General features: G+C 63.5%; 24 protein-coding genes and 1 pseudogene. 19 read left to right on the forward strand and 6 right to left on the reverse strand.

What is annotated here, in order from left to right:
* Both N7I30_RS20495 and N7I30_RS20500 read left to right on the forward strand, forming a co-directional pair.
* Positions 1–468: pseudogene (locus N7I30_RS20495) on the forward strand (hypothetical protein); the annotation flags it as partial.
* A 273-nt stretch (positions 469–741) separates the two neighbouring features.
* Positions 742–1,443: a VIT1/CCC1 transporter family protein gene (locus tag N7I30_RS20500; RefSeq protein WP_230789051.1), complete on the forward strand. Its 702-nt coding sequence runs from the start codon at positions 742–744 to the stop codon at positions 1,441–1,443.
* A gap of 626 nt (positions 1,444–2,069) precedes the next feature.
* On the opposite strand, the gene N7I30_RS20505 is transcribed toward N7I30_RS20500, so the two are convergent.
* On the reverse strand, positions 2,070–2,711 hold the full coding sequence (locus tag N7I30_RS20505) for a hypothetical protein (RefSeq protein WP_330165945.1): 642 nt from the start codon (positions 2,709–2,711) through the stop codon (positions 2,070–2,072).
* A 304-nt stretch (positions 2,712–3,015) separates the two neighbouring features.
* On the opposite strand from N7I30_RS20505, the gene dsbD reads away from it, so the two are divergent.
* Genes dsbD through N7I30_RS20520 form a run of 3 tightly spaced genes read left to right on the forward strand, consistent with a single transcriptional unit; the run spans position 3,016 to position 6,374 of the window.
* Positions 3,016–4,884, forward strand: coding sequence for a protein-disulfide reductase DsbD (dsbD, locus tag N7I30_RS20510; protein WP_498640938.1), 1,869 nt, complete (start codon positions 3,016–3,018; stop codon positions 4,882–4,884).
* A 1-nt stretch (position 4,885) separates the two neighbouring features.
* Positions 4,886–5,686: a prolipoprotein diacylglyceryl transferase family protein gene (locus tag N7I30_RS20515; RefSeq protein WP_498640939.1), complete on the forward strand. Its 801-nt coding sequence runs from the start codon at positions 4,886–4,888 to the stop codon at positions 5,684–5,686.
* The gene (locus tag N7I30_RS20520) at positions 5,667–6,374 is read left to right on the forward strand and encodes a L,D-transpeptidase (RefSeq protein ID WP_475364931.1); all 708 of its coding nucleotides are present in this window, start codon (positions 5,667–5,669) and stop codon (positions 6,372–6,374) included. The genes N7I30_RS20515 and N7I30_RS20520 overlap by 20 nt, the downstream gene beginning before the upstream one ends.
* 490 nt (positions 6,375–6,864) lie before the next feature.
* Here N7I30_RS20520 and N7I30_RS20525 read toward each other — a convergent pair whose 3' ends face one another.
* From N7I30_RS20525 to N7I30_RS20540, 4 genes are all read right to left on the reverse strand, one after another.
* Positions 6,865–8,049, reverse strand: coding sequence for a L,D-transpeptidase family protein (locus N7I30_RS20525; protein WP_498640940.1), 1,185 nt, complete (start codon positions 8,047–8,049; stop codon positions 6,865–6,867).
* Positions 8,046–8,699, reverse strand: coding sequence for a DsbA family protein (locus N7I30_RS20530; protein WP_230789063.1), 654 nt, complete (start codon positions 8,697–8,699; stop codon positions 8,046–8,048). Before N7I30_RS20530 ends, N7I30_RS20525 begins: the two co-directional genes overlap by 4 nt.
* Before the next feature lie 999 nt (positions 8,700–9,698).
* Entirely contained in the window at positions 9,699–10,592 is an 894-nt protein-coding gene (locus N7I30_RS20535) for a TnsB C-terminal domain-containing protein (RefSeq protein WP_187390926.1), read from the reverse strand.
* A 349-nt stretch (positions 10,593–10,941) separates the two neighbouring features.
* Positions 10,942–11,154: a hypothetical protein gene (locus N7I30_RS20540; RefSeq protein WP_230789066.1), complete on the reverse strand. Its 213-nt coding sequence runs from the start codon at positions 11,152–11,154 to the stop codon at positions 10,942–10,944.
* Between the two features lie 337 nt (positions 11,155–11,491).
* Between N7I30_RS20540 and N7I30_RS20545 the strand changes: the two genes are divergently transcribed.
* From N7I30_RS20545 to N7I30_RS20575, 7 genes are all read left to right on the forward strand, one after another.
* Positions 11,492–11,716 carry a hypothetical protein gene (locus tag N7I30_RS20545; protein ID WP_228241627.1) on the forward strand — a complete coding sequence of 75 codons (225 nt, stop codon included), beginning with the start codon at positions 11,492–11,494 and terminating at the stop codon, positions 11,714–11,716.
* A gap of 4 nt (positions 11,717–11,720) precedes the next feature.
* Positions 11,721–12,530, forward strand: a complete 810-nt coding sequence (locus N7I30_RS20550) for a nucleotidyl transferase AbiEii/AbiGii toxin family protein (protein ID WP_370195756.1) — start codon at positions 11,721–11,723, stop codon at positions 12,528–12,530.
* A 791-nt stretch (positions 12,531–13,321) separates the two neighbouring features.
* Positions 13,322–13,921 carry a tyrosine-protein phosphatase gene (locus N7I30_RS20555; RefSeq protein WP_230789072.1) on the forward strand — a complete coding sequence of 200 codons (600 nt, stop codon included), beginning with the start codon at positions 13,322–13,324 and terminating at the stop codon, positions 13,919–13,921.
* On the forward strand, positions 13,921–14,598 hold the full coding sequence (locus N7I30_RS20560; RefSeq protein ID WP_230789075.1) for a response regulator transcription factor: 678 nt from the start codon (positions 13,921–13,923) through the stop codon (positions 14,596–14,598). Before N7I30_RS20555 ends, N7I30_RS20560 begins: the two co-directional genes overlap by 1 nt.
* The gene (locus N7I30_RS20565; RefSeq protein WP_187390920.1) at positions 14,585–16,015 is read left to right on the forward strand and encodes a sensor histidine kinase; all 1,431 of its coding nucleotides are present in this window, start codon (positions 14,585–14,587) and stop codon (positions 16,013–16,015) included. Before N7I30_RS20560 ends, N7I30_RS20565 begins: the two co-directional genes overlap by 14 nt.
* An 83-nt stretch (positions 16,016–16,098) precedes the next feature.
* Positions 16,099–16,893, forward strand: coding sequence for a COG4705 family protein (locus N7I30_RS20570; protein ID WP_228241635.1), 795 nt, complete (start codon positions 16,099–16,101; stop codon positions 16,891–16,893).
* A gap of 160 nt (positions 16,894–17,053) precedes the next feature.
* Entirely contained in the window at positions 17,054–18,292 is a 1,239-nt protein-coding gene (locus tag N7I30_RS20575) for an adenylate/guanylate cyclase domain-containing protein (RefSeq protein WP_498640941.1), read from the forward strand.
* Between the two features lie 136 nt (positions 18,293–18,428).
* Here N7I30_RS20575 and N7I30_RS20580 read toward each other — a convergent pair whose 3' ends face one another.
* Positions 18,429–18,824 (reverse strand): YkvA family protein, encoded by a 396-nt coding sequence (locus tag N7I30_RS20580; protein WP_498640942.1) that lies wholly within the window; start codon positions 18,822–18,824, stop codon positions 18,429–18,431.
* A 123-nt stretch (positions 18,825–18,947) separates the two neighbouring features.
* On the opposite strand from N7I30_RS20580, the gene N7I30_RS20585 reads away from it, so the two are divergent.
* The 7 genes from N7I30_RS20585 to N7I30_RS20615 all read left to right on the forward strand — a co-directional run bounded on the left by N7I30_RS20585 (position 18,948) and on the right by N7I30_RS20615 (position 25,857).
* Positions 18,948–19,355 carry a hypothetical protein gene (locus N7I30_RS20585; protein ID WP_498640943.1) on the forward strand — a complete coding sequence of 136 codons (408 nt, stop codon included), beginning with the start codon at positions 18,948–18,950 and terminating at the stop codon, positions 19,353–19,355.
* Between the two features lie 182 nt (positions 19,356–19,537).
* Positions 19,538–19,930 carry a PepSY domain-containing protein gene (locus N7I30_RS20590; protein WP_498640944.1) on the forward strand — a complete coding sequence of 131 codons (393 nt, stop codon included), beginning with the start codon at positions 19,538–19,540 and terminating at the stop codon, positions 19,928–19,930.
* 186 nt (positions 19,931–20,116) lie between these two features.
* On the forward strand, positions 20,117–20,917 hold the full coding sequence (locus N7I30_RS20595) for a COG4705 family protein (RefSeq protein ID WP_498640945.1): 801 nt from the start codon (positions 20,117–20,119) through the stop codon (positions 20,915–20,917).
* A gap of 152 nt (positions 20,918–21,069) precedes the next feature.
* Positions 21,070–23,040 carry a bifunctional DedA family/phosphatase PAP2 family protein gene (locus tag N7I30_RS20600; protein ID WP_230789083.1) on the forward strand — a complete coding sequence of 657 codons (1,971 nt, stop codon included), beginning with the start codon at positions 21,070–21,072 and terminating at the stop codon, positions 23,038–23,040.
* A 127-nt stretch (positions 23,041–23,167) separates the two neighbouring features.
* Positions 23,168–23,683, forward strand: coding sequence for a cytochrome b (locus tag N7I30_RS20605; RefSeq protein ID WP_187390913.1), 516 nt, complete (start codon positions 23,168–23,170; stop codon positions 23,681–23,683).
* Positions 23,684–23,815: 132 nt separating this feature from the next.
* Positions 23,816–25,462, forward strand: a complete 1,647-nt coding sequence (locus N7I30_RS20610; protein WP_230789085.1) for a phosphoethanolamine transferase — start codon at positions 23,816–23,818, stop codon at positions 25,460–25,462.
* Positions 25,459–25,857: a diacylglycerol kinase gene (locus tag N7I30_RS20615; protein WP_230789087.1), complete on the forward strand. Its 399-nt coding sequence runs from the start codon at positions 25,459–25,461 to the stop codon at positions 25,855–25,857. The genes N7I30_RS20610 and N7I30_RS20615 overlap by 4 nt, the downstream gene beginning before the upstream one ends.
* Positions 25,858–26,014 lie beyond the last annotated feature (157 nt).

The following is a 26,014-nucleotide window of genomic DNA, read 5'->3' on the forward strand; positions in this document are numbered from 1 at the left end:
CGCGACGTGTGCGAAGCGGTGGGCGGCATGACCGAATTTCGGCGGACGGAAGGGTTCGATCGAACCCGAAACAGCCACCTCGCCGAAATCGCGATCCTTCTCGGCGGCAGGGCATCGGAGGAGCTGGTGCTCGGCAGCCCTGGGGACGGTAGCGGCGGCATGGAGGGCAGCGACCTACACCAAGCGACCGAAATTGCGGCGCAGCTTCTGGTCTCCTATGGCCTTGGTGGTAGCCTCGCGCACTTCGCCACGGGCGCAAAAGGGGTTGCGATCGCACGGGTCGCCCGCGATCCGATCTTCAGGACATCGCTTGAGGCAATCCTAGTCGGCTGCCTCGAGCGTTCACGGAATATCCTCCGAGCGAAGAGAACAACACTGGACAGGATCTCTAAGACGCTCTTCGAAACAGGAGAGGTAAAGGGGGTTCCCAATGCCGCGGTCTGTTCTGCGCTAGGATCGGCCGAGTAAGGGTGCTCGGCGGCGTAAAGGTTCTTCACCGCCCCCTTCGTCCCGTGGAAAACTGCTGCAGAGGAGGCTATGTTCGTAGCCGGCCATGTCATTTTTAATGCCGCAAGAAAGAATTGATGAATCTTGCGGGGAAACATGAGCGTCTGGTAGATACCAGCGTGAAGCGATGACGGCGGCGGATCGCCCACGGGTCGGCCGAGCGATTTACCGCGCTCAGTGCAGTGCCACATTCACCGCAGCCGACGATCCCGGTCACCTTGTCTTGAGTCCCTCATGCCGCGATCTCTTTCCCACCCAGAGAACCATCTCGTCGCGCGCATCGGCTGGCTGCGCGCCGCCGTCCTGGGGGCCAATGACGGCATTGTCTCGACGGCCAGCTTGATTGTCGGCGTAGCCGCCTCCGCCGCAGCGACGCCCGAGATCGCGATCGCCGGCGTTGCCGGTCTCGTTGCCGGCGCGATGTCGATGGCGGCGGGCGAATACGTCTCTGTCTCGTCCCAGTCCGACACGGAGAACGCCGATCTTGCCCGCGAGACCGGGGAACTTCGCGACGATCCGGTGGGAGAACTCGATGAGCTGACGCAGATCTATGTCAGTCGCGGCCTCGAGCGTGAACTGGCCACTCAGGTCGCCATCCAACTCACGGCGCGGGATGCGCTCGGCGCCCATGCACGCGACGAGCTCGGCATATCTGCGGTGACGGCTGCGCGCCCGGTTCAGGCCGCCCTCACCTCCGCGGTGACCTTCGCCATCGGCGCCGCGATGCCGCTGATGATGGTGTTCGTCGTGCCAGCGGATCTCCTCATCGCCTTCGTATCAGGTGCTTCGCTTATTTTCCTCGGTGTTCTCGGCGCGATCGGCGCCAGGGCCGGCGGGGCGAATGTCTGGCGCGGCGCGGCACGCGTCGCCTTCTGGGGCGCCGCGGCCATGGCGCTGACCGCCGGGATCGGCACCCTGTTCGGCCAGGCGGTCTGACCGCGGCAGAGGTCTGTTAGACGGACGGGAGGCGAGATCGAATTCAATTTTCCTGTCTCACCCGGCATCGACGCCCTTAAGCCGCGGCCGGTGAAAACTATCGCTTTCAGCTCCGCTTTTATCTCAATGTTCTGAATATTAGCTATCGCTAAATTACCATTTGGCAGGGTTAAATGGAAGGCATGAGGGAACTCGAGTCGAATGCCGCGGAAGTCGCGGCGATCCGAAGGCGGTGGCGAACGAGCGTTGTCTGATGATCCTCTGCAAGCTCCTGGAGTTGGGGAAGCCCATATCGGTTCGCTGGCCGAGGCCGTCGACATGTCCCAGTCGGCTCTGTCCCAGCACCTGACGGTCTTGCGCGAGCAGAAGATCGTCGCCTTCAGTCGAGAGAGTCGGACGACGCTCAGGTACCGGATCGCCGATCCGCGCATGGAGGCGCTCATCGCCACCCTGCAAGGCGTTCTCTGCCGTCCTGGGGACGAGCAGTCCATTTCGACACCCTACAGCACCGGGACCGAGGAACTAGGACATGAATCAGTTCTCGTCCTTCTCCGCCCTCGGTGGCGGACTGCTCATCGAGCTGTCGGTGGCCCTTCTGCTTCTCGCAAGTGGCCGCATCGCAGGCATCAGCGGCATGGGTTTTCAGTCCGGCCAGCGGCGTGCGCAGCTCGTGAGCGGCATAGGCGAGGAAGACGCGTCGCGGTCGCCCGTTTCGCGCACCCGCTCGAACAGGCCGTTGAGGGCGGTCGTGACCGGCCGAATCTCCGCAACCGCTGTGCTTGCCAAGATTGGATGCAGGTCAGTTGCCTTGCGGTGCCGCAGGCTTTCGGCGAGCTCGTCGAGCGGCCGCCCCCTCGACCGACGCCGAACCAGATGAGGGCTCCGAGAGCCGGAACGATCAGAGCCATTGGCAGGAGCAGACCCGTCATCGCCTCCCGGACGAGTCGGGCCCGGACGTCGAGGTCGTCCCCGACCAGAACCTGGATCCCCAACGCCGCGTTCTCGACCGCAAATACACGCCTGGTTTCCCTATCGATCTCGCGCGCGGAAAAGCCGTCGCGTTGATCCGACAGGCGGGCTTCCGGCGCGCGGTCGGACTTGTCGATCAGCGTGCCCGTCAGCGGCCAGATCTGGCAGGAAAGCTGGCGGTCGCAGGCAATATCTCCGCGGTTCGGCGGCTCAGGTCGTGCGGGCGAGGCGACCGTCAAGTCGATGTCGACGAGCGAAGAAACCATCCGCGCCGCCTCCATCAGCCTTGCGTCGAGCACGTGGTCGACCTCCGCCCGGGTGCTGACATAGTTCCAGACGGTGGCAAGCGCTCAACCGCGTCGAACCCTCCGACTGCCAGCGTCGCCTCGCAGCAATTGGCGAGGTCGGCGGTGAAGCCGCTTAGGACGAGCCCGACCTTTAGCCCGTTCCCGATGATGCCGTCATCCTCCACGGTCAGTATGCGCCGGCCTGCTCCGGTTCGTTGCTGCCGACGACCTCAATCCTGCCGACCCAACTTAAGGCTGCCTTAAGGTGCGTATCCGACCACCCCTTCAGAGAAGTTCATCCTAAAGGTTCATGGCGATGAGACGTTTCCTGGCCGCGACCATCATGGCCGTCACCCTCGCGACCCCCTTTGCGGCAGGCGCACAGTCGGAGCCGTTGGCCGTCGACAAGGCTTTCGCGCTGACCAGCACGGCGACGGGCAACAACGGGGGCGTCGAACTGCGCTGGACGATCGCGGAGGGCTACTACCTCTATCGAGACAAGATTGCCGCGACGAGCCCGACAGGCGAGAGCATCCGGCTCGACTTGCCCCGAGGCGAGACGAAGAACGACCCCAATTTCGGCGCGATGGAGGTCTTCCACGACGCGGCGACCGCGACGCTGGCCTCGGCTCCGGCCGGGCTCAGGGAGATCGCGGTGTCCTTTCAAGGATGCCAGGAAAACGGCATCTGTTATCGCCCGGTGACGCGGACGGTTGAGCTTGCCGCACAAAACGGGCCAGCCGCCTCGGAACAGTCCCCGACAAGCGCAGCTTCAAACAGCGCAAAACAATCTTGGCTGGACGGTTTCCGCGATTCTGCCCCGGCGACCGAAGCGGACGAGGCGGCGGTTCGTGATCTTCCACTGACAGCCGCGGCACCGGGCTCCGGGATTCAGGTGGATAGCGCTTCGGGCGGCCTGATCGCGTCACTGCTGGCCGACAGCGGTGCAGCCTGGGCGGTCGGTATGTTCTTCCTTCTCGGCCTCGGCCTCGCCTTCACCCCTTGCGTCTTCCCGATGTATCCAATTCTTGCCGGGCAGCTCGGCCGTCAGACGGGCCGCTCCTCGGCAAAGCGTGGGCTGGCACATTCCTCGGTCTACGTGCTCGCCATGGCCACGGCCTTCGGCTTGCTCGGCGTCGCCGCCGCATGGTCCGGTCAGAACCTTCAGATGGCCCTGCAATCGACGCCCGCGATCATCGTCGTGTCCCTGGTTTTCGTCGGACTGGCGCTGTCGATGTTCGGCTTGTTCGAGTTGCGACTGCCGAGCGCCTGGACCAGTGCCGTCTCCGGCGCCAGGGTCAGACGTGGCGGTATCGGCTCGACGGCAGCGCTCGGCTTCACATCGGCGCTGATCGTAGGCCCCTGTGTCACGGCGCCACTCGCCGGCGCGCTGATCTATATTGGCCAAACCGGCAACGTGAGCCTCGGCGCCGCCGCCCTCTTCGCGCTCGGCCTTGGCCAAGGCGTGCCGCTTGTCGCCTTCGGCACGTTCGGCGCGGGCATCATGCCCAAGGCCGGACCCTGGATGCAGGTCGTCACCCGCGCCTTCGGCATCGCCTTCCTGGCGCTGGCCATCTGGATGATCGGCCGCATTCTGCCGCCCGTGGTCTCGCTGTGGCTCTGGGCCGCACTGCTGATCGGCATCGGGGTCACGCTGATCGGTCTCGGTGGCACGGGCGGCACGCGGCGCCGGCTTAGCCAGACGGCAGGCGTGCTGGCGGTGATCCATGGCGGCACGCTCGCGGTCGGAGCGGTCGCCGGGGCGAATGATCCCTTGCGTCCGCTTGCGCCTTTGGCCACGAACGGCGCGGCACGCGTCGCCGAAACGCTGAGCTTCGACATGGTGGAGGCACCGGAAGCGGTCGCGGAGGCGATCGCCTCGGGCGACCGGCCGACGCTGCTATACTTCACTGCCGACTGGTGCGTCAGTTGCGACGTGATCGAGCGCGAAGTGTTCGGCGATCCGGCCGTGCAGGCGCGGCTCGCCGGGTATCGACTGCTCAAGGTGGATGTCACCGATGAGCAGGCCGGGACGACCTCGCTGATGTCGGAGCTTTCGGTCGTCGGGCCGCCGACCATGCTCTTCGTTGACCCCAACGGCGCCGAGGCGCCCGGATCGCGCGTCGTTGGCGAGACCTCCGCCCAGGACTTCCTCGAGCGCATCCGCCTTGCGGGGGCCAACTGACATGACCGCCCTGACGCTCGGCCCGCTGGTCTTCGCCGGCGACCGACTGGCCGCTATCATCGCCCTCGTGATCTTTCTCGTCGTCACCGCGATCCTCTCCGGCCGCATCGATGGCCGGCTGGGCAACTGGTCGCTGGCGGTCGTGGTCATCGGTCTCGTCGCGGCCCGGCTGGGGCATGTTGCCATGCACTGGCGGACCTTTGCACCTGAGCCGCTTCGGATTATCAGCGTTTGGGAAGGCGGCTTTTCGGGATGGGTCGGGCTCGCGGCCGCCCTGCTCTACACGCTCTACGCCTTTCGCGAGTATCGCCTGCGTGCATGGTCGGTCGGTGCGCTGGCTGGCGCCTTCATAGTCTGGAACACTGCCTGGCAACTGGTCGCTGCTACCACCGCCGTCGCCCCACCTGCCGAAAGCTTCGCGATGCTCGACGGCGCCGACCGGTCTTTGCCGGACTTCGCCGGTAAGCCGACCGTCCTCAATCTGTGGGCGTCATGGTGCCCACCATGCCGCCGCGAGATGCCAATGATGGCGACGATGTCGGAGAACCGCGACGACGCGGTGTTCGTCTTCGCCAACCAGGGCGAAGGTGCGCAAACCGTGTCGCAGTTTCTCGCAAGGGCCGATCTCGAAATCGACCATATGCTGCTTGATCGTGGTTTTGCCCTCGCGCGGCATTACGGCGTCTCCGGCTATCCGGCCACGCTGTTTCTCGATGCGAACGGAACGCTCCGTTCGCTACATTTCGGAGAGATCTCGCGCGAAGCCCTCGCGGCGGGTATCGATGGCGCCAAGGCGGAATAGGACTGACATGACTTTGAGAAACGCTCGCTGCACAGGCCTGCTGGCCGCGGCTCTCCTTACGATGACGGGTTGCTCGTCTGTCGGCGAACTGCCCCGGACCGTGCTCGGCTACGCTGCACCGAGCCTGATCGGCGATCCGCGATATGCCGCCTTCGAGGACAATGGCCGCTCCATCCCGGCCATCCCCGCCGCCCACCTTACCGAGATGAACCGGCGCCAGATCGTCGACTTCGTCGGCTCTGAAGCTCCAGGTACCATCGTCGTCGATCCGGCCGCGCATTTCCTCTATCTCGTGGAGGAGAACGGCAAGGCCATGCGTTACCGTGTCGGCGTCGGCAAGGCAGGCTTCGCGTTTACTGGCAACGCGACAATCGCTCGAAAGGCTGAGTGGCCGGGCTGGACGCCGACACCAAACATGCTGAAGCGTGAGCCCGAACGGTTCGGCCCCTACGCGAGCGGCCTTGAAGGCGGACTCGGCAACCCGCTCGGCGCGCGCGCCCTCTATCTCTATCGCGGCGGTCGGGATACCTATTACCGGATCCACGGCACCAACGAGCCGTCGACGATCGGCCGGTCGGTCTCGTCCGGCTGCATCCGCATGTTCAACCAGGACATCATCGACCTCGAAAACCGCGTTCCCGTCGGCGCGAAAGTGGTCGTGCGGCGTGCGGCAGGCTCCGTCGCCTAGGCGCGCCCACCGATCCAAGCCATCACTTAGGCAATGGTCGGATTTGCGCTGCTCCCTGCACCGAGACCGTCGCAAACGACATCACCCTGATCGGCAACCCATGCGAACTGTTTTCGTCCCGGGGAAGCAAGAGATTCAGAGGGAAGTCAGCCGAGGATGCACGCGAACTGTCCCGCCATCCTGTCGGCGCGGCGCTGATTTGTGTCGGCGGGTGGTCTCGTCGGCTGCACTATCGGCCATGGCCTCTTCCGAAAGGCCCGATCCGCCACGTCTTCCTGCGGATCGAGCGCGGCCTGGCAGTGGGTCAAGCGATCTACAGCACAAATCTGTCGCCAGCGCGGTCGTCCCCACCCGTCCACCATCATCGGTAAGATGCACCGTCAAAGCGGGCCTGCTCCGCCGAGGCGATCCACATCGATCTTGTCGTGCGTGCCCCCAGCGGCATTCGTTTGACAGTCAAAGTTGAGCTTTGCGAGTGTTCCCGCGGCACCTAAGCCTTTGTTAGGAGCCCGTAGACATCGTCGCGGAAATTGCTGGTGAGGTCCGGCGCGCTCCATGCGGTGATGTAGACGAAGTGAACCGGGATTTCGCGGGCCAACTTCACGTCCTTGCGTTGTCCGTTGGTGAGCATTGCGCGGACCTGCGTCAGCGACCAACCCGGCGTCTCCCGGAGAAGCCACGCAACGAATTCCGGAATGCGTTGAACGCGAATGCAGCCTGACGAGTGGAAGCGGCTGGCGTCACCGAACAGACCCGGCTGCGGCGTGTCGTGGAGATAGACGGCGTGGTCGTTGGCGAAGTTGATGCGTACCCGCCCGAGTGCGTTGTCGGCGCCCGGATCCTGGCGAAAGATATAGTTCATGGCCTGGTCGCCGTTCCAATCGATCGACGTGGGCGAAACCTCGTCCCAATCGTGGTCGAATATGCGCATCGACATGCGCTCCAGATAGGTCGGGTCGTTACGGATTGCCGGGATCAAGTCCTTGCGCACGATGCTGGCCGGAACTGTCCAGTAAGGATTGAAGTTCACCTCATAGATGGCGCTTGTCAGAAGTGGCGTCGCGCGGTCGGGTCGTCCGACGATGGTCGAATGACGTTCGACCACGCTCTCTTCCTCCACCAATTCGAGTTCGGCTGAAGGAATGTTGACGCAGACATAGCGCGCTTCAGTTGCTAATCCGCTCGCAATGCGCGGTATATTGAGTTCAAGCTGTCGAGCCTTCGAGCCAGCAGGCTCGTTCATCGCGGCGAGGGTCTCGGGGCCGGCCGCCCCGTCTACGGCCAGGCCATGGCGTACCTGAAAACGGCGCACGGCCGCGTCTACGAAGCTGTCGAACACGTCTCCTGACGCGTAAGCCTGGTTGAGATCGTTCTCCATTGTAAGACGGCGGCGCAGTTGCGCGATCTGCGGGTGGCGTGAGCCAAGCTTGAACGCGCTGACCCAGTCCGCCTGCGGCCAGCCGCCTTGTGCAGCCAAATCTCGATAGGCGTCGGCCGCTCGGCGCGTACTCGCAACGCTGGCTTCACTCAACAATGGATCGTTGGTGAAATGTGTGCCCATTGTCGCATTGCCGATGTCGAAGCCACCGACCCAGCCGCTGGCTTGCGAGGCGCGGGCCGGAGCAAGTGATGCCGCGGCCCCCGCGCCGACAACGAACCCGCGCCGGGTAATCATCGCGGCGCGCCCTCTGAACGTGCGTCCGCGATTGCCTGAGCAAAACCGTTGCCGTCGAGCGCTCCGCCATACACGCGCTGGCCGATGACGAACGCCGGCGTCCCTGACAAGCGGAAGGCGAGTGCCTGCTTGCTGTTCCGGTCGATCAGCGCTTCGACGCTCTCACGGCGTTTTCCATAGCGTTCAAGGAGCGCTGCCGGATCCAGTCCGGCTTCCACGAGGGCGGCGTCCACCTCCTGTTTCGTCAGCCTCGCCTGCGTTTTCATAACCGCGGAAAGCCCCGCTTCGTAGTCCGGAGTGCCGGCCGAACCCAACATCAGGCGTGAGGCGTAGAGCGATGAATTGCCGAAGATCGGCCAATCCTTCATCACCAACCGGACGTTGCCGTCGGTTTCAACTGCGTCCGTCAGCACTGGGTGGCTCATCTTGCAGTAAGGGCATTGATAGTCGAAGAATTCGACGATCGTGACGTCTCCATCCGGATTGCCAAGGACAGGAATATCAGGATCACGAAACACCTCGTCGGGGGTTGGAGCGGCTGCGAAGGCGGGAGCCTGCCCGTGAGCAGCGCCGACACTCAGGAACGACAGGGTTGCGATGGTCGCCGCGCCACGGGCGAGGAGGGTTCTGCGGTTGAGCGGTTGGGCCATGCTGGCGTCCTTTCGTTTCTACGTGAAGAACGAGATCCGCCACGCACCTTAAGGCAATCTTAGATGTACCCCGGGTCAGCGCCCGGAATGAGCTGTCGCAACGCCTTTTCGCCGCGGCTGAACCACGGAGGCGCTCCAATCCTGAAGGTCCAGCACTGGATGCAGGAGACGGATGCGCGGGGCTTCGACCTTGCGGCAATCGTCGGGCAAGGCTTGGAGATCGCACGTTTCTCAGGCGCTTCCAGAAGGCGACGGGCATGACCACGACGGACAATGCGCAAAGGCTGCGTATCGACCGGGTAGGGAGTTGCTCCAGCAGGATGCGCTCATCCGAGAGCACGTGCTCGGGCTATCTTGCGAACAGAGAGAACCACCCTGGACGAGACTTCGGGGACGCTTTTTGCAACCGGAATGGCGAAGGGTATCGGTGCAATTGAGGCATCTGCCATCGCTTCTGATCCGAGACCAGTTGAGCCAACCACGCCATCGTCGTAACTCTCAGGAAGATCGCAGCCGAGCTTGTCAAAGACGGAGCAACTCCAACTGGGCAATGAGCGCTGAGGCTGTGAGGGCGCGGGACATCTATGACATCCACGTGTGTCTCGATCAGGGACTCATTCACCCATCCAACTTGTCGGGGTCGTCAGCGCCGAGCGGTTCGACGCCGTTGTCGAAGCTTTGGAGTACGACACCGACCGGATCGTGGAGGAGATACAGCAACTCTCGGAGCGCAGGTTCGCCCTGCCCCCGACGATCTACCCCGCGGTATACTTGAGTTGGCGTCGGCATCACCGACTGGGGATTTCGTCGAGCATGACGCAGCCCTGAACTTCGAGCATCTCGAATTCAGGCTTGAGCTGCGGATTGAAGGTAGCGCGGATACCAAACCTTGACCTTAATCGGTGTAATCGCCAGCCATCGCAGTTTATCGGCGGCGGAACGGAACGTTCGTTGGCAGGCGCTGACTAATGGCGGGGTCATCGCTTTATGAGCGACGGATTACACCCAACGGGCATCGAAGCGCACCCACTTCCGCTCAGGCGTGCAAATTTCGACGCTTAGGGGACTCGCCGGATCGGCCCGGATCTCGTACTCGCGTGTGCCGCCCCACTTCTCGAGAAGGTCCGGGACCGCTTCGCTCCAATAAGTGCGTCCGCCCCAAGTGACGCCGCGCGGGCCGATGGTGCGGAACGCCTCCGGCCGGAAGAGGTCTCCCGGCGCATCCTCCGGCACGAAGCGCGGGACGAAGCCAATCGCAGCCTCCCGCCAGAGGTCGAGCGGCGACCGTTCAATGCCAGGAACGGATACGGCGTTGTAGCGGTCGACGATCCAACGGCGCAGTTTCCGGTCGACGTTTTCCAGTTCGATGGCGTCGCCGCCGGGGAGCGGACGGTCCGCAAACCTATGTACCAACGCAGCGCGACCGTCATGCAACGAGTCGATCTCAATACCCGCCTCCTGCGACCATCGTTCTGCGAGGTCGCTGACCAAGGGCTCGGGGCCGTGATGCGGCAAGACCTCCAATCCAAGCGCCTCGCGGAAGCGCCGGAAGGGCGCGGGCGTCAAGTCGTGCTGGGCATGGACGAACGCGCGGTCCGCCACGCCCTCGCAGGGCCACGGGTTCACCGCACCGACGTCCACCGCGTCCCGCGGTAGGAAGGCGTCGGCAAGGCATTGCATAACCTCGTAGAAGGTGACCCCGTCCCGAGCCACGTGGACACCGGCGACCATGAGTGTCCGCCGGCAGATTGCCACCAGAGCGACGGGGCGTCCATGCCAGTTTCCGTTGTTCGAACTCTGCGCGTGCGTCTCCATCGCGAACGCGCCGACCGTCAGTTCCTCCATCGGCGCGGGACGCGCGGTCCCGGTTGTTTCCGTGATGCTCTCGAACATGGTTCTGTTCCCTCTGTACGATACGTACGAGATCTCCCAATCCTGGCAGTCCATGGACTGCCCATCCCCTTTGCATCCGGTTCTCGAAGCGAAGAAAAGGGTCGAAGAAGTGGACAGGATGAACGGGAGGCTTACGCGGGTGCTCGAGCGGACCGAGCGGCGCTCTTGTCCGCCGCTGACACTTCAGCGCACGATGCCGGGAGCCGTCTCACTTCAAGCAGCCCCGCAGGGGGTTGGATGGCTGTGTCTCCCGTTCCTGTGAACCAATCAGCCGGTGGTCAAACCCTATCCTCCTGTCGGGCGGACGCAACACCGCTTCCCGCCCCGACTATGGGACCCCACACGATTTTCAAATGGGCAAGGATATGAGCGCGTAGAGCGGCTTGATCTCATCCTCCATCAGGTTCTCGCCCTCAACATGGATTTCGACGTGCTTTGCGGGGCGGGCGGCAAACGATGACCCGGCGAATGGCGGTATGGAGCGGCATCCGGGGCTTCTGTTGTCGGGCGCTATGGTGACGATCCGCGAGATTGCGTCGAGCAGGAAATGGGGTTGATTCATGATTGAAGACGTGATCGCCAGTCATGGCGATGCGAGAGCCGACCGCCGCCGGATCGCATAACGGTTCGTGATATCTCAGAGGCAATTCGTTGATCTTTTCATCAATAAACTCCCTTGGCGCCGCGCCGATTGATCGCAAGATCAATAGTTGGGTAGAGAACGTTACCGGGAGCGGCTGAAATCCGGACTGGAGTATCGAACCATCGCTTCTACGCGACTGAAGACTTGTTTCCGGTCTTTCGAAGCGCAGTCGATGCTCCCGAGCGCTTCTGTGGGGCTCGAGCACGTTGTCGTTCTCGAGCGATCTTGCTATATTTCGGGGTGAAGGAGTTCAGGAATGCGCCAACCCGTTGTCCCGATGTCCGTATCGTCCGCGCGTTTGGAGCTCCTGCTAGAGAAGGCGGTCGATCTTTATGGGGTACGCGTTCTCGACAACGTGGACCTGTCCGCCCTCGGTAGTACGGAATCCCGCGCACGGGTGGTAGCCAGTGCCTTGATGGAGCGCGGCGACGCGCGCGCCTTCGTGATCGGCCGCGAGCTTCGGGCAAGCTGCTCGTTCTAACCGCATGGCCCTAACCATCCTCCAACGCCGCATTCTTGCTGAACTTGCTGCGAACCGATCCGAAACAAGCTACGTCGCGGGGGGCGTGGTCCTGAACAAGGACTGGCCACGTCAGTCGGATGACATCGACATTTTTCACGACACGGACGAGGAAATCGGGGCAGCGGCCGACCGTGACATGGAGGTGTTACGGAAAGCTGGATACAGCGTACGGGTGGACGTCGACGTCTACGGGGTGGTCGAGGCCGTCGTTCGTGATCGGGGCGAGGAGACGCAGATCCAATGGATGAGCGAGTCCAAGCGACGCTTCCTCCCTCTCATCCGCGACGCGGATTGGGGTGCACGTCTGGCGCCCGCCGATCTGGCGGTCAACAAGATCTTGGCCGCGTCTAGCCGGAGGAAGGCCCGTGACTTCGTCGATCTGGCTTCGATTGGCGAGCACCTGTGCCCTCTTGGACCTCTGGTCATGGCGGCGTCCGGCAAGCCACCTCACTACTCTCCCCAACGCATCCTCGAACACATCCAACGGAACTGCCTGTCAATCTGGGACGAGGACTACATCTCGGTGAAGGGTCTCCCGAACGGATGGACCGCTGAAGCGGTCCGGGAAAGAGTGGTCGCCTTGGTCGCGGAGGCGACATCCTACGTTGGGTCGGCACCGTACCAGATCGTCGGACGGCTTGCCGTGGGGAATGACGGCGTACCCGTCGAGATCCGCGACATGGCCGACGAGGGCTTTCAGCTCCGTGCCCCAACCGAAGAACCGGAAGCCATTCCGGAGTTCAGGAACACCGCGTCGTTCGGTCTCCCATGATGTGGAGGCTACTGCCGAATGGCGCAGTGGCTCATCTGTCCAGTGACTTCCCCCTGCCTGAGGGGGCGGCTTGCAGGGACAGGAATAAAGACGCGCGTCCGATCGAGAGGATCTCGCTGGTGGCAGTTGCTTTCTAGTGGCGCATAAACCTTGCTGGCTTCCTCAGGCGGTCCATGACCTACTGCCCCGAATCTTTGATCGCGACAGCGGTCCTTCTCGCCTCCCCAGTTCGCGCTCCGCCGGGGCGAATCCCATTTTGGCCTCACAACGTATGTTCATATGGCTTACGTCTTGCGCGGTGATTTCGAAGCCCGTCCCCGAGGTGGATCAGTGCACGTATGACCATGGCGTAACGACGGCCGGAATTTTCGGGATTACCTAACGCTATCTCGGTGGCCCCGTCGCAGATTGAACTCGACCCCCAGCATGCGGTTGCTGCTCCTGAAAACCAGCGGCCGCGTTCTCTCTGGAGCGCCGCTGTGACACGGGGATGCTGCCGCATCGGTGGCATGGGAAAAGAACGGCCCGGGCGAGGGTTCGGCGGCGGAAGTCCGGCCGCCGGCGCACTTAAGGTCCGAGCACAAGAAGAGCACCTCCGTTCGTTCCGGCGCTTGGCCGATGTCGGCCCGACCGTACCCGAATTTTCTGAGGCGTTTGGCGGCATCCGGAGAACGGTAGCCCACTGCCCTAGTTTTCGCGGACAGACTATACGAAAGCGTATAGGTCCTGACATGCGGCGGGCGAGATCCCACGTTTAGCCATAGGCGAGAATTCCGAGAAGGATGTCGCCGATGCAGTCGCCCTTCCACATGGTTCGTGGCTTATTCGTAGTGATTGCGGTCGCAGCGGCAGCCCCGGCGTCATATGCTGGTTATCTCCAGCTTTCCGGGAACGTTCACACCGTTGAAAACGCCACAGTTTATCGATCCGGTCAGTTGAATGCGGCCGACCTCGACGCGCTGGCCGCATCTACCGGCATCCGCTCTGTCCTCAATCTGCGCGGCGCCCATCCAGATGCCTCATGGTATCGTGAGGAATGGAACGTCGCCCGTCGGCGCGGCATAGTCTATCGCTCGATCGCCATTTCTGCGCGCAGCGAGCCCGACGTTGCGACCATGCAGGAGATCGAACAGGCCATGGCGGATGCCCCCAAGCCCCTCTTGATCCATTGTATGGGTGGATCGGACAGGACGGGACTTGCCTCGGCAATCTACGAGTATGCCATCGCCGGGAAATCCGAAGGGGTCGCAGCCGATCAGCTCTCGTTCGCTTATGGGCATTTCCCCTGGCTCGGAAGCAGCACCGGGGCGATGGATCGTGCCTTCGAACGGTTCGTGGCGTTCAGCGAGGCCGCGACGGCGGCCAAACCGTCAACACAGGAGAGGATGTAATGAAGGTCCTGGTCATCGAGGACGATCGTTCGACCGCCGACTATGTGACCGGTGGGCTCAAGGAAGAGGGCCATGATCCTGACCACGCCGCCTCGGGTCCGGTCGGCCTCGAGCTCGCCTGCACGCGCGACTACGATGCCATGGTGATCGACCGGATGCTGCCCGGCCTGGACGGTCTGTCGATCGTACGGGCGCTCCGCTCTTCCGGCCGCGACACCCCGGTGATCTTCCTGACCTCTGTCTCAGGGCTCGACGACCGCGTCGAGGGCCTGGAAGCCGGGGCCGACGACTATCTCGTCAAGCCCTTCGCCTTCTCCGAACTGATGGCCCGCCTGAATGCGCTGGCCCGGCGCTCGCCCATGCGCAAGGAGGAGGCTGTCCTGAAGGTCGGCGCACTCGAGATGAACCTGATCGCCCGAACGGTCCGGCGCGAGGGGCAGCCGCTCGATCTCCAGCCCCGCGAGTTCCGCCTGTTGGAATACATGATGCGCAACCGTGGCCGGGTGCTGACGCGCACCATGCTGCTCGAGCGCGTGTGGGATTTCCATTTCGACCCCAAGACGAATGTCGTCGAGACTCACGTCAGCCGGCTGCGCGGCAAGGTCGACCGTCCCTTTTCGACGGAGATGATCAAGACGATCCGCGGCTCGGGATATGTGCTGAATGTTCCTGCCTGAACAGGTCCGCACGACCTCCTTCCGTGTCGCGCTGATCTTCACGCTGTTCTTCGTCGCCTCTGTTCTGGCGATCCTCGGGACGACCTATCTGGCGGCATCCTCGGAGATGGCCGGCATCCTGCGCTCGTCGATATCAGACGATATGGAAGGTTTGCGCGACGCCTATCGGCGGGGCGGCGACGGCGAATTGCAAGTCCGGATGACCGAACTTGCGGAATCGGCCTCTGAGGACCGCTTCTTCCTGATGCGACAGGTTTCTGGCGAGGAGGCCGTCATCGGCAACATTCCCGCAACGGTCTGGCGTGAAGGCTGGGCCGACGAAAAGCTATCCGATGAACATTTCGAGGGGGCGCCCGACCTGCAAAGGGCTGCCTCCCAAAACACCGACAACGAGGTGCTTCTGCTCAGTCTCGGCGAACGGATCGGTGCCTACGAGGTCATGATCGGCCGCAATTCCCACGTGCTCGACGAGACCCAGGAAATCATCCTGTCCGCGATGCTTTGGGGGGCTTTGGTCACCACCCTCCTCGCGCTGCTCGGCGGGTTTCTCGTCTCGATCGGGCCGACCCGGCGGGTCGACGAGATTGCCGCCACGACGCGCCAGATCGTCGATGGCCGCTTCGATCTGCGGCTCCCGGTGTCCGGGCGACGCGACGAACTCGACCGTCTCGCTCTCGACATCAACGTCATGCTCGGCCGCATCGAGACGCTGCTGGCGAGCCTCAAGCAGGTCTCGGCCGATATCGCCCACGACCTCAGGACGCCGCTCGCAAGGTTGCGTCAACGGTTGGAGAGCGTTCGCCGTGCCCAGCGGACACCGGCGGAGTACGAGACGGCGATCGATGATGCGATCGGCGAAAGCGAGGCCGCGATCGAGACCTTCAACGCGCTGCTGCGCATCGCCCAGATCGAGGCCGGCACCCGCCGCGCCAGGTTCCGCCGGCTGGACCTGGCCGACGTCGTCCGCAGGATCTGCGATGTCTATGGCGATGTGGCAACGGACGAAGGTCATGACCTCGTCGCACTCGCGCTACCATCGGCGATGATCGAGGGCGACGAGGAACTCCTGGTTCAGGCGCTGGCCAATCTCCTCGAGAATGCCATCAACCACGTTCCGGCCCCGGGACGTATCGGCGTCGGCATCACCCGCGTCGGCGACCGGGTGCTGCTCGACGTGGTCGACGACGGCCCCGGCGTGCCGGCGGAAGAGCGCGAGCGCATCTTCCAGCGCCTCTATCGCCTCGACCGCAGCCGCACGACGCCCGGCAGCGGTCTGGGCCTGTCGCTGGTCGCCGCGATCGCGGAACTGCACCATGGCACGGTCGAGGCCCTCGACGGAGCCCCGGGTCTGAAGGTCCGAATTGACCTCCCTGCTGCGAAGACAGGTGCTGCGCCCGACGATTACCAAACGGTATAGGTGCAGAGAGGCGCTCGCCATCTACCGGCCCTACGACAGGCGACATGCCGCGCCGCGGCGTCACGTCCGACCGGAGCCCTCACATGAACCCCGCACCATCGCCGCTGACGGAAACCCTGCTGAACAAGGTCCCGCAGATCACCCTCGCCTTCTGGGTGATCAAGATCATGGCAACCACCGTTGGCGAGACCGCCGCCGATTTCCTCATCTTCAACGTCGGGCTTGGCCTCGTCGTGACCTCGCTCATCATGAGCGCGCTCCTGGTCGGCATCATCGCCTTTCAGTTAAAGCTGCGCGAATACGTGCCGACGAGCTACTGGCTGGTCGTCGTCTTCGTCAGCATCGTCGGCACGCTGGTCTCCGACTACATGGTCGACGATCTCGGCATCAGCCTGGTGACCACCACGATCGGGTTCGCCCTCGCCCTGACGGCGACGTTTCTCGCCTGGTATGCGAGCGAGCGCACGCTCTCCATCCATTCGATCTTCACCCGCCGGCGCGAACTTTTCTACTGGGCGGCGATCCTGTTCACTTTCGCGCTCGGCACATCCGCCGGAGACCTCATCGCGGAGCATTTCGGCCTCGGCTACGCAGTCTCCGCCGTCATCTTCGGCGCGCTGATCGCCGTGGTCTACGCCGCCTACAGGTTCGGCGTCGATGCGGTCCTCACCTTCTGGGTCGCCTATATCCTGACCCGCCCCTTCGGCGCCTCGATGGGTGACCTGCTGTCCCAGCCGACAAACAATGGCGGTCTCGGCCTCGGCACGACCGGCACCAGCGTCCTGTTCCTCGTCACCATCGCGGGCCTGGTGAGCTATCTCAGCATCACGAAGAAGGACAAGATCGAGACCAATGCGATAGCGACACTGAGCGCCTGATCGCAGGTCGCAGAAATTCAGGCCCGTCACTTTGAGACGCGGGGCGCCTTTATCGGGCGCCCCGCGTCCGTTTTCAGGACTTTTCCGTAACCCCGTCGCCAACAGCCCAAGCGTCGAAGCTCCCGGCCCGGCGCCAGCATGTTGAACAGGTCGAACGGCGATGCGCCAGCCAGCCAGCAATCCGGACCATCCGGGAACCCCATTTCCGCTGCTGCGCGTATTCGGCCTCGTGCTACTTCCGATCATTGTCATGGCAAGTGTCGGGCTTGCGGTTGCCATGGTTTCGGGCATTTCCGCCAGCGCCGAAGCTCTGTTCGCGAAAGCCGAGATCGGGCTGGTCCGCACGATCCTGTCGCGGCGGTCGGCCAGCGATCTTCCCAACGCCGCTCAACCGGCGACCATTGCTCATCTGGAGGGGGAACTCGACGAACTCGGCATTACATGCCTATCCGTCGTGACTGCTCGCGGCGACGTCTCCCTTGCCGTTTCCCGCTCACAGGCTTGCAACGTGCCCGTCCTGGAAGCCCTGAGGCCGGAGATCCTGGAAGCGGGCACGATCCTCGTTGAAGACCTTATCCTTCCCGCTCACTGGACATCGCTGGGAACGCTCGGTTCTGCCAACGCTGTCGATGGTGCGATCGTGATCGTCACTCGGCCGGCGCGGTCGCTGGAGTCGGCAATCTCCACATCGGCGATCTTTTGGGCGGGGCTGTTCTGCGCGGTATTTGTCTCGGCCATCGCCGCGACGACCTTCGTCGTCTATCGCGCCCAGCGCACGATCGACGCCCAGGCCGCTTATGTCGACCGGGTTCATCGCCGTCTGCGCAGCTTCCTGCCGATGGCTGCGGTCCGGGATGCACTCGATGCCGGTTCAGCCCCCCAGCGGTTCGAAGCTGTGGTGATGTTTGTCGACCTTCGCGATTTCTCCAGCTTCGCGGAAGCCTCTCAGACCGATGCAGTCGCTGCGCTGATCGACTCCTTCGTAACCAGGGTCGCCGATGTGGTGGCCGGTCACAACGGCGAGATCGACAAGATTATCGGCGACGGCGTGCTGGCCGTTTTCCGCGGCGAGCACGCCGTTGCGCAATCTGTCGACGCCGCCGTGGATTGCATTCGTACATGTTCGTTGCTTGAACGCAGCCCCGGCATCGGGCTCTACCGCGGCGACGTCATCGCGACGGCGCTGGGTACCTCGGCTCGGGCTGACTTCACCGTCCTCGGCCGCACGGTGAACCTCGCCTCACGCCTGTGTGCGCTGGCCAAGCCAAACGAGATCGTCATTCCAGCGTCCCTGGAGATCGGACCGCGCACTGACATTGAGGAACAGTCTCGCGAACGGGTCACCCCGCGTCATCACCAACGATCCGAGGAAGTCATCCGCTACCGTCTGGCGCGCTGACCCAACCAGAGAACGCGGATGCAGACCTCGGATCGCGAAGGCCGGAATGAAGGCGGCAACGGCAGCAGATCGATCGGAAACGAGCCGCGCCGGTCTCGCAAACTTCGGCATCGCGATCGCCATCGATGGCAACCGATCACTCACCGTAACCCCAAACGCGCCGCAGATACGTCAGCGTCGCGATGGCCACGATCAGCCACACACCGAGAACCAGCACCAGCCCCGTGCGGCTGAGCGGTCGCTCCGCCATCCGCATCGCCATCACTCTGAAGACCGCGACAAGATCGTCGGGGATCAGGCGTAGCGCCAGCCAGACCCCCAGCGGCACGATGACGAGATCGTCGAGATAGCCCAGAACCGGAATGACGTCCGGGATCAGGTCTATCGGCGAGAGCGCGTAGGCCGCAGTCAGGAAAGCGACCATGCGAGCGGCCCACGGCGTGCGCCGATCCCGCGCCGCGACCCACAACACAAGGACCTCGCGCTTCATCCGTCCTGCGCAGGCCGTCAGCCACGACATCCATGCGCTCATGCGCTGCACCAAGATAACGAAAGCACAATCTTGCGGACCGGAAACGGCAATCTTGGGGCACCATCTTCTTTTCAGAGCTTGAGGGACGGCTCCTTACACCACCCGGTCCCAAGGAGAGAAGAGATGAACAGCTTCAAAAAGACCCTACTCGCTGCGGCCTCCGCCACGGTCCTCGTCACTGGCTTTGCCGGCTCGAACGTTGCCTTTGCCGGATCGATGACCGGAGATGACAAGGTCATCATGGTCCCTGGTTCGAGTGCCGGTGCCGGGCAGCAGGCCGAGGACACCCGCAACGACATCGCGGAGCATCCTGCAGTCCGGCATGATGCGCCCCGCGTCGCCCCCCGCACTCTGGTCCCCGGGGACGCGTCCGAAGCCGATGCCAACGCCGACCGCGTCCGTGATGCGATCGCCGCCGGCAGCGCACATTCGGGAATGGCGACCGACACGGACAAGGAGACGCTCGTGCCAGGAGATTCCTCACAAGCTGACACTCTCGACGCGCAGGAGCGGGTCAACATCGCGAAGTAGCCGTCACGATCCTTCTGTTTCCTCGGCCGCCCGGTAGCTCCGGGCGGCCGAATGCGTTCAACCCTTCAGAACGCGACTGCCACCTATACACAACCGTATAATCCTGGAGCTTTGGCGGTCATGTTCGCCCCCCACCTTTCGTTCGAGCCCAACGACAGGCTCTGCAACCGAAAGGAACTCACATGAACATCCGAACGAACCCCACCCGCCTTCACGCCGCAGCAATCGGTCTGGTTGCGATCCTGGCCGCAGGAGGCTCTGCCTTGGCTGCGGACATTGGCAAAGGCGAAACGGATCAGGCCGAGATGAAGAAGGTGATGTCAGCGACAGTGACGCTGACGGATGCCATTGCCAAGGCGGAACAGGCCGTCGGCGGCCATGCCTTCGACGCGACGATCTCTGACGAAAAAGGCGACAACGCCTGGGAAATCGAGCTGGCCAATGCCGACGGCACGGTCAAGACGGTCATGGTCGATATCAAGACCGGCAAGGTTGACCAGAACGCCTCGGACGAGAAAGAGGCCGAACATGGCGAGCAGGGCGAGGATGCTGAAGACGGCGAAGTCGCCGACTGATCCTTCAGACATAAACCGATAGGCCCGACGCCTTCGCGACCCGTCGCGAAGGCGTTTCTGCGTCAACGTAAAGGCTGGATTACCAAAGCGTATAAGCAGCTCCATCACCCCGCAAACGCAACTCGATAGATCGGTTGGGACCCCGGGCTTCCGCCCACCCCTCCCAACTACGGAAAGCCGTTTTCGATGGACAAGCTCACGTCAACCGCCAGTAAGGTAGCGCAGGTCACCTTGGCATTCTGGGTCATGAAGATCCTCGCCACGACGCTTGGCGAAACCGCTGGCGACTTCATCTCCATGACCCTGAACCTCGGCTATTATATCGGGTTCGGCGTGACCTTCGCGATCCTGATCGCGCTGCTGTTCACCCAGATCCGCAGCGATCGATACCATCCGGCGCTCTTCTGGGCCTCCATCATTGCGACCACAACCGCCGGAACAGAGGTCTCGGACCTGATGGACCGCTCTTTCGGGCTAGGGTACGCGGTCGGATCGCTGATCCTGGTCGCCGGTCTGGCGGCAACTCTTGGCGTCTGGTACTGGCGCGATCGCGATCTGTCAGTCTATCCGATCCGCAGGAAGGATGCCGAAACCTTCTACTGGCTCGCTATCGTGTTTTCCAACAGCCTCGGTACCGCATTCGGAGACTGGCTGACCGACAACGCCGGGCTTTCCTATATTCAGGGTGCCCTGGTGACCGCGGCCGTCATCGGAGCCGTCGTCGCCCTGCATTATGCAACTCGGATCAGCGCCGTTCTCCTGTTCTGGATCGCATTCATTTTCACCCGCCCGTTTGGCGCAACCTTCGGCGACCTCCTGACCAAGCCGCTCGACCATGGCGGGTTTGATCTGCCGCGTGGGTACGCGTCCTTGATCACGCTGGCGTTGCTTGCAGCCGTTCTCTTCCTGTCTGAATCGAGAAAGAGGAATCAGGAGAGATTGGCGATGATTGCGAACCCGCGAGACAGTGAGATCGCGGGCGAATAGGGACCTCGCGATCCTCCGCGAAGGCGTGCTCGCAGGCTGGACAACCCAGCCTGCGAGCTTCGTACCTATACCGAACCGTATAGTTCGAGACATTTGGCGCGAAGCTTCGCCCGGTAGTGCTGGCCTGCCCGCAGCACGCACCGAAGAAGCTCATGACGCAAACCCTCCTCTCCCTCGTCGACCAGCACCTTCTGCTGGCCTACACCTTTCTGTTCGCCGTCTGTCTCGGCGAGGCACTCTTCATCATCGGGCTTTTCGTCCCCAGCACTGTGGTGCTGATCGCGGTCGGCGCCATGATCGGCGCCGGCAAACTGCCATTCTTGCCAGTTCTGGTCGTCGCGGCTGCGGGTGCCACCGCTGGTGATGCTCTGTCCTACGCCATCGGCCATCATTACCGGGATCGCCTGCGCACGGTCTGGCCATTCCGGCGCTACGGGACGCTGATCGAGCGGGGCGAAGCCTTCTTCCATCGCCATGGCGGCAAGAGTGTCTTCCTCGGCCGCTTCGTACCCGGCGTGAAGGTGATCGTGCCGGGCATTGCCGGGATGGTCGGAATGGGGGTCGTCCGCTTCACGAGCGTCAACGTGGTCTCGGCCTTTGTCTGGGCAGCGGCACACCTGATCCCAGCGGCCGGAATCGGCATCGGACTGTCCCGGGTCCATTCGCTCGATCCGCGCCTTGCGATCCTGCTCGTTGGCGCGATCGCCGTGCTCCTCCTGGCCTGGTATGCCGGCAAGATCGCTATCGCCTTCGTCTGGCCCGTGGCAGCGGACTGGCGGCGCGTCCGGATCGAGCGTCGAGCCAATTCGACAAGCCGGCTCGCCCGGCTGGAACTTCGCTACCTTTCCAACGACGACAACATCGTCGGGCGCACCGCCATCATGGTTGTTGCCGCGCTAGCCGCCGCCGGATTCCTGCTGCTCTTGGGCAATCTGCTCTTCGATCCCGAGCTGAAGCTGGCGGACAAGGCGGTCTACAACTTCCTCCAGTCCTACCGCAGTGATGCCGGCACGAGGATCGTTACCGCGATCACCATGGCGGCCGACGGCTTCGTTCTGACCAGCCTCACCGTCGCCCTCGTGCTCTGGCTGGCGATCCGCCGGCATGTCCGGGTCGCCCTCGCCGCAGCCCTGGCGATGGCCGGATCGGAACTCTTCGTCTTTCTCGTCAAAGGAACCATCGAGCGGCCCCGACCGACCGACCTTTATGCCGGCGTCTCCTCGTTCTCGTTCCCGAGCGGTCATGCCACCCTGTCCATGACGTTCTTCGGAATCCTGGCGGTGATCGTGGCCTCGCATCTGAAGTCCGGTTCTCGGCCGATCGTCCTCGGCATCGCTGCCCTGGCGGCCCTGACGGTCGCCTTCTCGCGCCTCTATCTTGGCGCCCACTGGCTGACAGACGTCAGTGCTGGCATGAGCTTCGGTATCCTGATGGCGGCGGTCTTCGCCCTGACCACCCACCTGAGAGACCGGACAATTCGCCTCGTGCCGCTGGTCGTCGTCCTCCTCGCCGTCTTCGCCGGCTCCTACGGATTTCATCTGTGGCGCGACTACGGCACCTGGACCCGCAACTACGCGCCGATGCGCCTGACAACCGACATGTCGAAGGATGCATGGCTCAAGGACGGCTGGAAGTCGCTCGCCAGCCATCGCCTGACCATGGGCGGGGACGCGGCCGGACCGATCCTCTTCCAGACCGACCTAGACGTTGCCGAGCTGGCGCCGCTGCTGGCTTCGGCCGGCTGGTCTCCCACGACCACGGGAGGTTTGGCAGAGGCGCTGCTTCCCGCAACCGGCGCCCTGTCCGAGCGTGCCACCCTGCCGTTGCTGCACGAAGGCCGCATGCCGGTCGCCACGTTCACTCGTCCCAGCCAGGACGGCCGCGACGTTCTGACTCTCTGGCCCTCGGCCTATCGGATCGGCCCCGATGGAGGCGAGCGGCCCATCCTTCTCGCCGGCTACTCCAAGGAGGAGCTCGATCCGTTCGTCCTCGGCCTGGCCTTTGTCGCGGTACAGCCAGAAGCGGTTCCTCCGGACGCCGTAACCCGGCCTCTTGCTGCCCAGGTACGGGCCCGTCCGACCGATCTCGTCTCCCCGCCATCTGGCTCCGCCCAACGGCGGTGAGCCGGTCAAGACTCGCCCGCCCCCGCGATTGCCGGGATTACGAAACCGTATAGTTTCGGCAATGCCGGGAGCATCTGCCGATTGCAGAACGGGTTGAAACCTGTTCGCCTCCCCGGAGCTCACCATCATGGCCGCGACACGCCACCGGTCCGACTGGACCGCCCTCAACGTCTTCCTTCACTGGACCATCGTCATTCTGATCGTCGTCCAGTGGATCGAGGGTGAGTTCATGGTCGCTTTCTGGGACGGCACGCTCGAGGGCAAGGCCCTCGACCAGATCACGATCCTGCTCGGCTATACCCACATCGTCTTCGGCACGTTCGTGCTGGTCGCCGCCGCGCTTCGCCTACTCGACCGGTTCGTCAACGGACGCCCGCCGCATCCCGAAAACGAGCCCAACTGGGCCGCGATGCTCGCCCGGATCACCCATGGTCTGCTTTACGCAGTCCTCCTCGCCATGCCGATCCTCGGCCTCGCAGCCTGGTTCACCGGCAGCGATGACCTGGCGGGCTACCACACCTTCTTTTGGAACCCGCTGCTCGCCCTGATCGGACTGCATGTCGTCGGGGCGCTGGCCCAGCATTTCTGGTTCAGGACCGGGGCGCTCAAGCGGATGCTGCCCCGCATGCGTCACATGGCCTGACCCGTCGGGTTGCCGCGAAACGACCGGGGCCGATGACACCCTGCGCATGCCCTCGGCTCACGGCCCTCTCACCACACATCGAATGCTGCGCGGCCCGTCCGCCGTCCAAACAGCCCCGGAAGCTTCCTGCCGATGAAACGCCCCAGCCTGACTAGCATTCAGCTCAGCCTGCTCGTCACCATCTTCGTTCTTGCCACCGCCAACCAGGCGTTCTGGATCAAGGGATGGACCTATTTCGACGGCCACCCCTTCGCCTTCGCGGCGTTTGGCGTGGCCATCGTCCTTCTCGGCGCATCCCTTCTGACGATGTTCTCGATGAAATACGTCATCAAGCCCGCCTTCATCCTCTTCGTCCTCGTGGCCGCGGTCTCTTCCTATTTCGTCGACAGCTTCGGCATCGTCGTCGACCGCGACATGATCCAGAACGCCGTCGCCACGACGCCGGCGGAAGCCGGCGCCCTCATCACCCCCGACTTTCTCCTGCACGTCATCCTCTTCGGCGCGCTGCCCGCCCTCGCCATCTGTCTCGTGCGCGTGCGTCATCGCACTATCCTGGCGAAGGCTGGCTGGAACACCGCCTTCATCGCGCCAGCCATCCTGGTCGTCCTCGCCATCGTCTTCGCCAATTTCTCGACCTTCGCCGCGACCTTCCGCAATCATCGCGATCTCATGGCGAGCCTCAATCCTGCCGGCGCCATCGTCGGTTTCGGCAAGGTCGTTGATCGACACTTTGCGGACCGCAACCTGGTCGTGGCGGCGCTCGGCGAAGATGCTTGGCGGGCCCCAGCGAATGCGGGTGAGCGTCCGAGGCTTCTCGTCGTCGTCGCTGGCGAAACCGCCCGGGCCCAAAACTTCAGTCTTCTGGGCTACGATCGCGATACAAATCCGCAACTGGCCCAACGCGACGTCGTCGCCTTCTCCAACGTCGAAAGCTGCGGGACCATGACCGCGGTATCGTTGCCGTGCATGTTCTCCGTCTATGGGCGGAGCGACTATTCCGACCGCAAGGGTAAATCCACCGAGAACCTTCTCGACGTCCTCGACCGCGCCGGCGTTGCGACATCCTGGTTCGACAACAACACCGGCTCGAAGGGCATCGCCGACCGCCTCCCCCACGAGTACCTCCCGGAGGCGGGCGACCCGCGCTACTGCGAAGGCGGCGAATGCCGCGACGACGTGCTCGTCGACCGATTGAAGATCGCCATCGACGACCTGAAGACCGACAGCGTCATTGTCCTCCACCAGATCGGCAGTCACGGCCCGGCGTATTACAAGCGCTACGATGAGTCAGCACGACGGTTCGTGCCCGATTGCCGGACGCCCCAATTGGCCGACTGCACCGCCGAGGAGCTCACCAACGCCTACGACAACACGATCGTCCAGACCGACCGCAATCTGGCGCAGATCATCGATGTGCTGGCCTCGCACGAAGACCGGATCGACACAGCCATGATCTACGTCTCCGACCATGGCGAATCGCTTGGCGAGAGCGGGCTCTATCTTCACGCCGCTCCCTATTTCATGGCGCCAGTCGAACAGACCCACGTCCCCATGATTGCCTGGTTCTCCGATGGGTTCTCGCACGACGCGGCGCTCGATCGGGCGTGCCTCGTCGAAGAGAGCGGCGACGCGCTCAGCCACGACAATCTGTTTCACACCGTGCTCGGCCTGATGGACGTCGAGACGGCGGTCTACGAACCGGCGCTCGACCTGACCACGCCCTGCCGAGATCCTGACGCCGGCAACACCAGCGGCGACACGGAAGAGCCCCGCGCATGAGCCGCACCCGATCCGTTCCCGGCCCGGTGCCGAAGAAGCGCGGCCTCCACCACGTCTTTGCGGCCACAGGGTACTCGATCGGCGGCCTGCGCGTTCTGTGGCGGCAGGAGGCGTTCCGCCACGAGTTGCTCGTCGCCTCCGTCGTGTTCCTGCTACATGCCCTGACGGGCGTGTCTATGGTGGCAATCCTCGCCCAGGCGATCTGCTTCGCAATCTTGTTCGCCGCCGAAGCGATCAACACCGCAATCGAGCACATCGTCGATCACCTGTCGCCGGAATGGAGCACCTTCGCCAAGGAGACCAAGGATCTCGGCTCGGCTGCCGTGTTTTGCCTGCTGGTTGCAAACGGCGGCCTCGCAGTCGGCTCCTGGCTTCTCGTGCTGGGGGTGGTCTGATGTTTCGGGCAGCGAGCCCGGCCCGGTGGTCGCGAACGGCGCCAATCCCGCCAGGCCACACCGTCTGCGGGAACGAAGCGTCCTCGCTGTAAATGCGTCAGCTATACCAAATCGTATAGCCCCGGCCACGTCCGGACGATCCTGACCCGCCATTCTC

It is taken from the genome of Aurantimonas litoralis, assembly GCF_026153195.1.
GTDB classification, from domain to species: domain Bacteria; phylum Pseudomonadota; class Alphaproteobacteria; order Rhizobiales; family Rhizobiaceae; genus Aurantimonas; species Aurantimonas coralicida.

Coding starts and splice junctions, on each gene's coding strand:
- N7I30_RS20500 (WP_230789051.1), top strand. CDS start 742: ATGCCGCGATCTCTTTCCCACCCAGAGAACCATCTCGTCGCGCGCATC.
- dsbD (WP_498640938.1), top strand. CDS start 3,016: ATGAGACGTTTCCTGGCCGCGACCATCATGGCCGTCACCCTCGCGACC.
- N7I30_RS20515 (WP_498640939.1), top strand. CDS start 4,886: ATGACCGCCCTGACGCTCGGCCCGCTGGTCTTCGCCGGCGACCGACTG.
- N7I30_RS20520 (WP_475364931.1), top strand. CDS start 5,667: ATGGCGCCAAGGCGGAATAGGACTGACATGACTTTGAGAAACGCTCGC.
- N7I30_RS20525 (WP_498640940.1), bottom strand. CDS start 8,049: ATGATTACCCGGCGCGGGTTCGTTGTCGGCGCGGGGGCCGCGGCATCA.
- N7I30_RS20530 (WP_230789063.1), bottom strand. CDS start 8,699: ATGGCCCAACCGCTCAACCGCAGAACCCTCCTCGCCCGTGGCGCGGCG.
- N7I30_RS20535 (WP_187390926.1), bottom strand. CDS start 10,592: ATGTTCGAGAGCATCACGGAAACAACCGGGACCGCGCGTCCCGCGCCG.
- N7I30_RS20540 (WP_230789066.1), bottom strand. CDS start 11,154: ATGAATCAACCCCATTTCCTGCTCGACGCAATCTCGCGGATCGTCACC.
- N7I30_RS20545 (WP_228241627.1), top strand. CDS start 11,492: ATGCGCCAACCCGTTGTCCCGATGTCCGTATCGTCCGCGCGTTTGGAG.
- N7I30_RS20550 (WP_370195756.1), top strand. CDS start 11,721: ATGGCCCTAACCATCCTCCAACGCCGCATTCTTGCTGAACTTGCTGCG.
- N7I30_RS20555 (WP_230789072.1), top strand. CDS start 13,322: ATGCAGTCGCCCTTCCACATGGTTCGTGGCTTATTCGTAGTGATTGCG.
- N7I30_RS20560 (WP_230789075.1), top strand. CDS start 13,921: ATGAAGGTCCTGGTCATCGAGGACGATCGTTCGACCGCCGACTATGTG.
- N7I30_RS20565 (WP_187390920.1), top strand. CDS start 14,585: ATGTTCCTGCCTGAACAGGTCCGCACGACCTCCTTCCGTGTCGCGCTG.
- N7I30_RS20570 (WP_228241635.1), top strand. CDS start 16,099: ATGAACCCCGCACCATCGCCGCTGACGGAAACCCTGCTGAACAAGGTC.
- N7I30_RS20575 (WP_498640941.1), top strand. CDS start 17,054: ATGCGCCAGCCAGCCAGCAATCCGGACCATCCGGGAACCCCATTTCCG.
- N7I30_RS20580 (WP_498640942.1), bottom strand. CDS start 18,824: ATGAGCGCATGGATGTCGTGGCTGACGGCCTGCGCAGGACGGATGAAG.
- N7I30_RS20585 (WP_498640943.1), top strand. CDS start 18,948: ATGAACAGCTTCAAAAAGACCCTACTCGCTGCGGCCTCCGCCACGGTC.
- N7I30_RS20590 (WP_498640944.1), top strand. CDS start 19,538: ATGAACATCCGAACGAACCCCACCCGCCTTCACGCCGCAGCAATCGGT.
- N7I30_RS20595 (WP_498640945.1), top strand. CDS start 20,117: ATGGACAAGCTCACGTCAACCGCCAGTAAGGTAGCGCAGGTCACCTTG.
- N7I30_RS20600 (WP_230789083.1), top strand. CDS start 21,070: ATGACGCAAACCCTCCTCTCCCTCGTCGACCAGCACCTTCTGCTGGCC.
- N7I30_RS20605 (WP_187390913.1), top strand. CDS start 23,168: ATGGCCGCGACACGCCACCGGTCCGACTGGACCGCCCTCAACGTCTTC.
- N7I30_RS20610 (WP_230789085.1), top strand. CDS start 23,816: ATGAAACGCCCCAGCCTGACTAGCATTCAGCTCAGCCTGCTCGTCACC.
- N7I30_RS20615 (WP_230789087.1), top strand. CDS start 25,459: ATGAGCCGCACCCGATCCGTTCCCGGCCCGGTGCCGAAGAAGCGCGGC.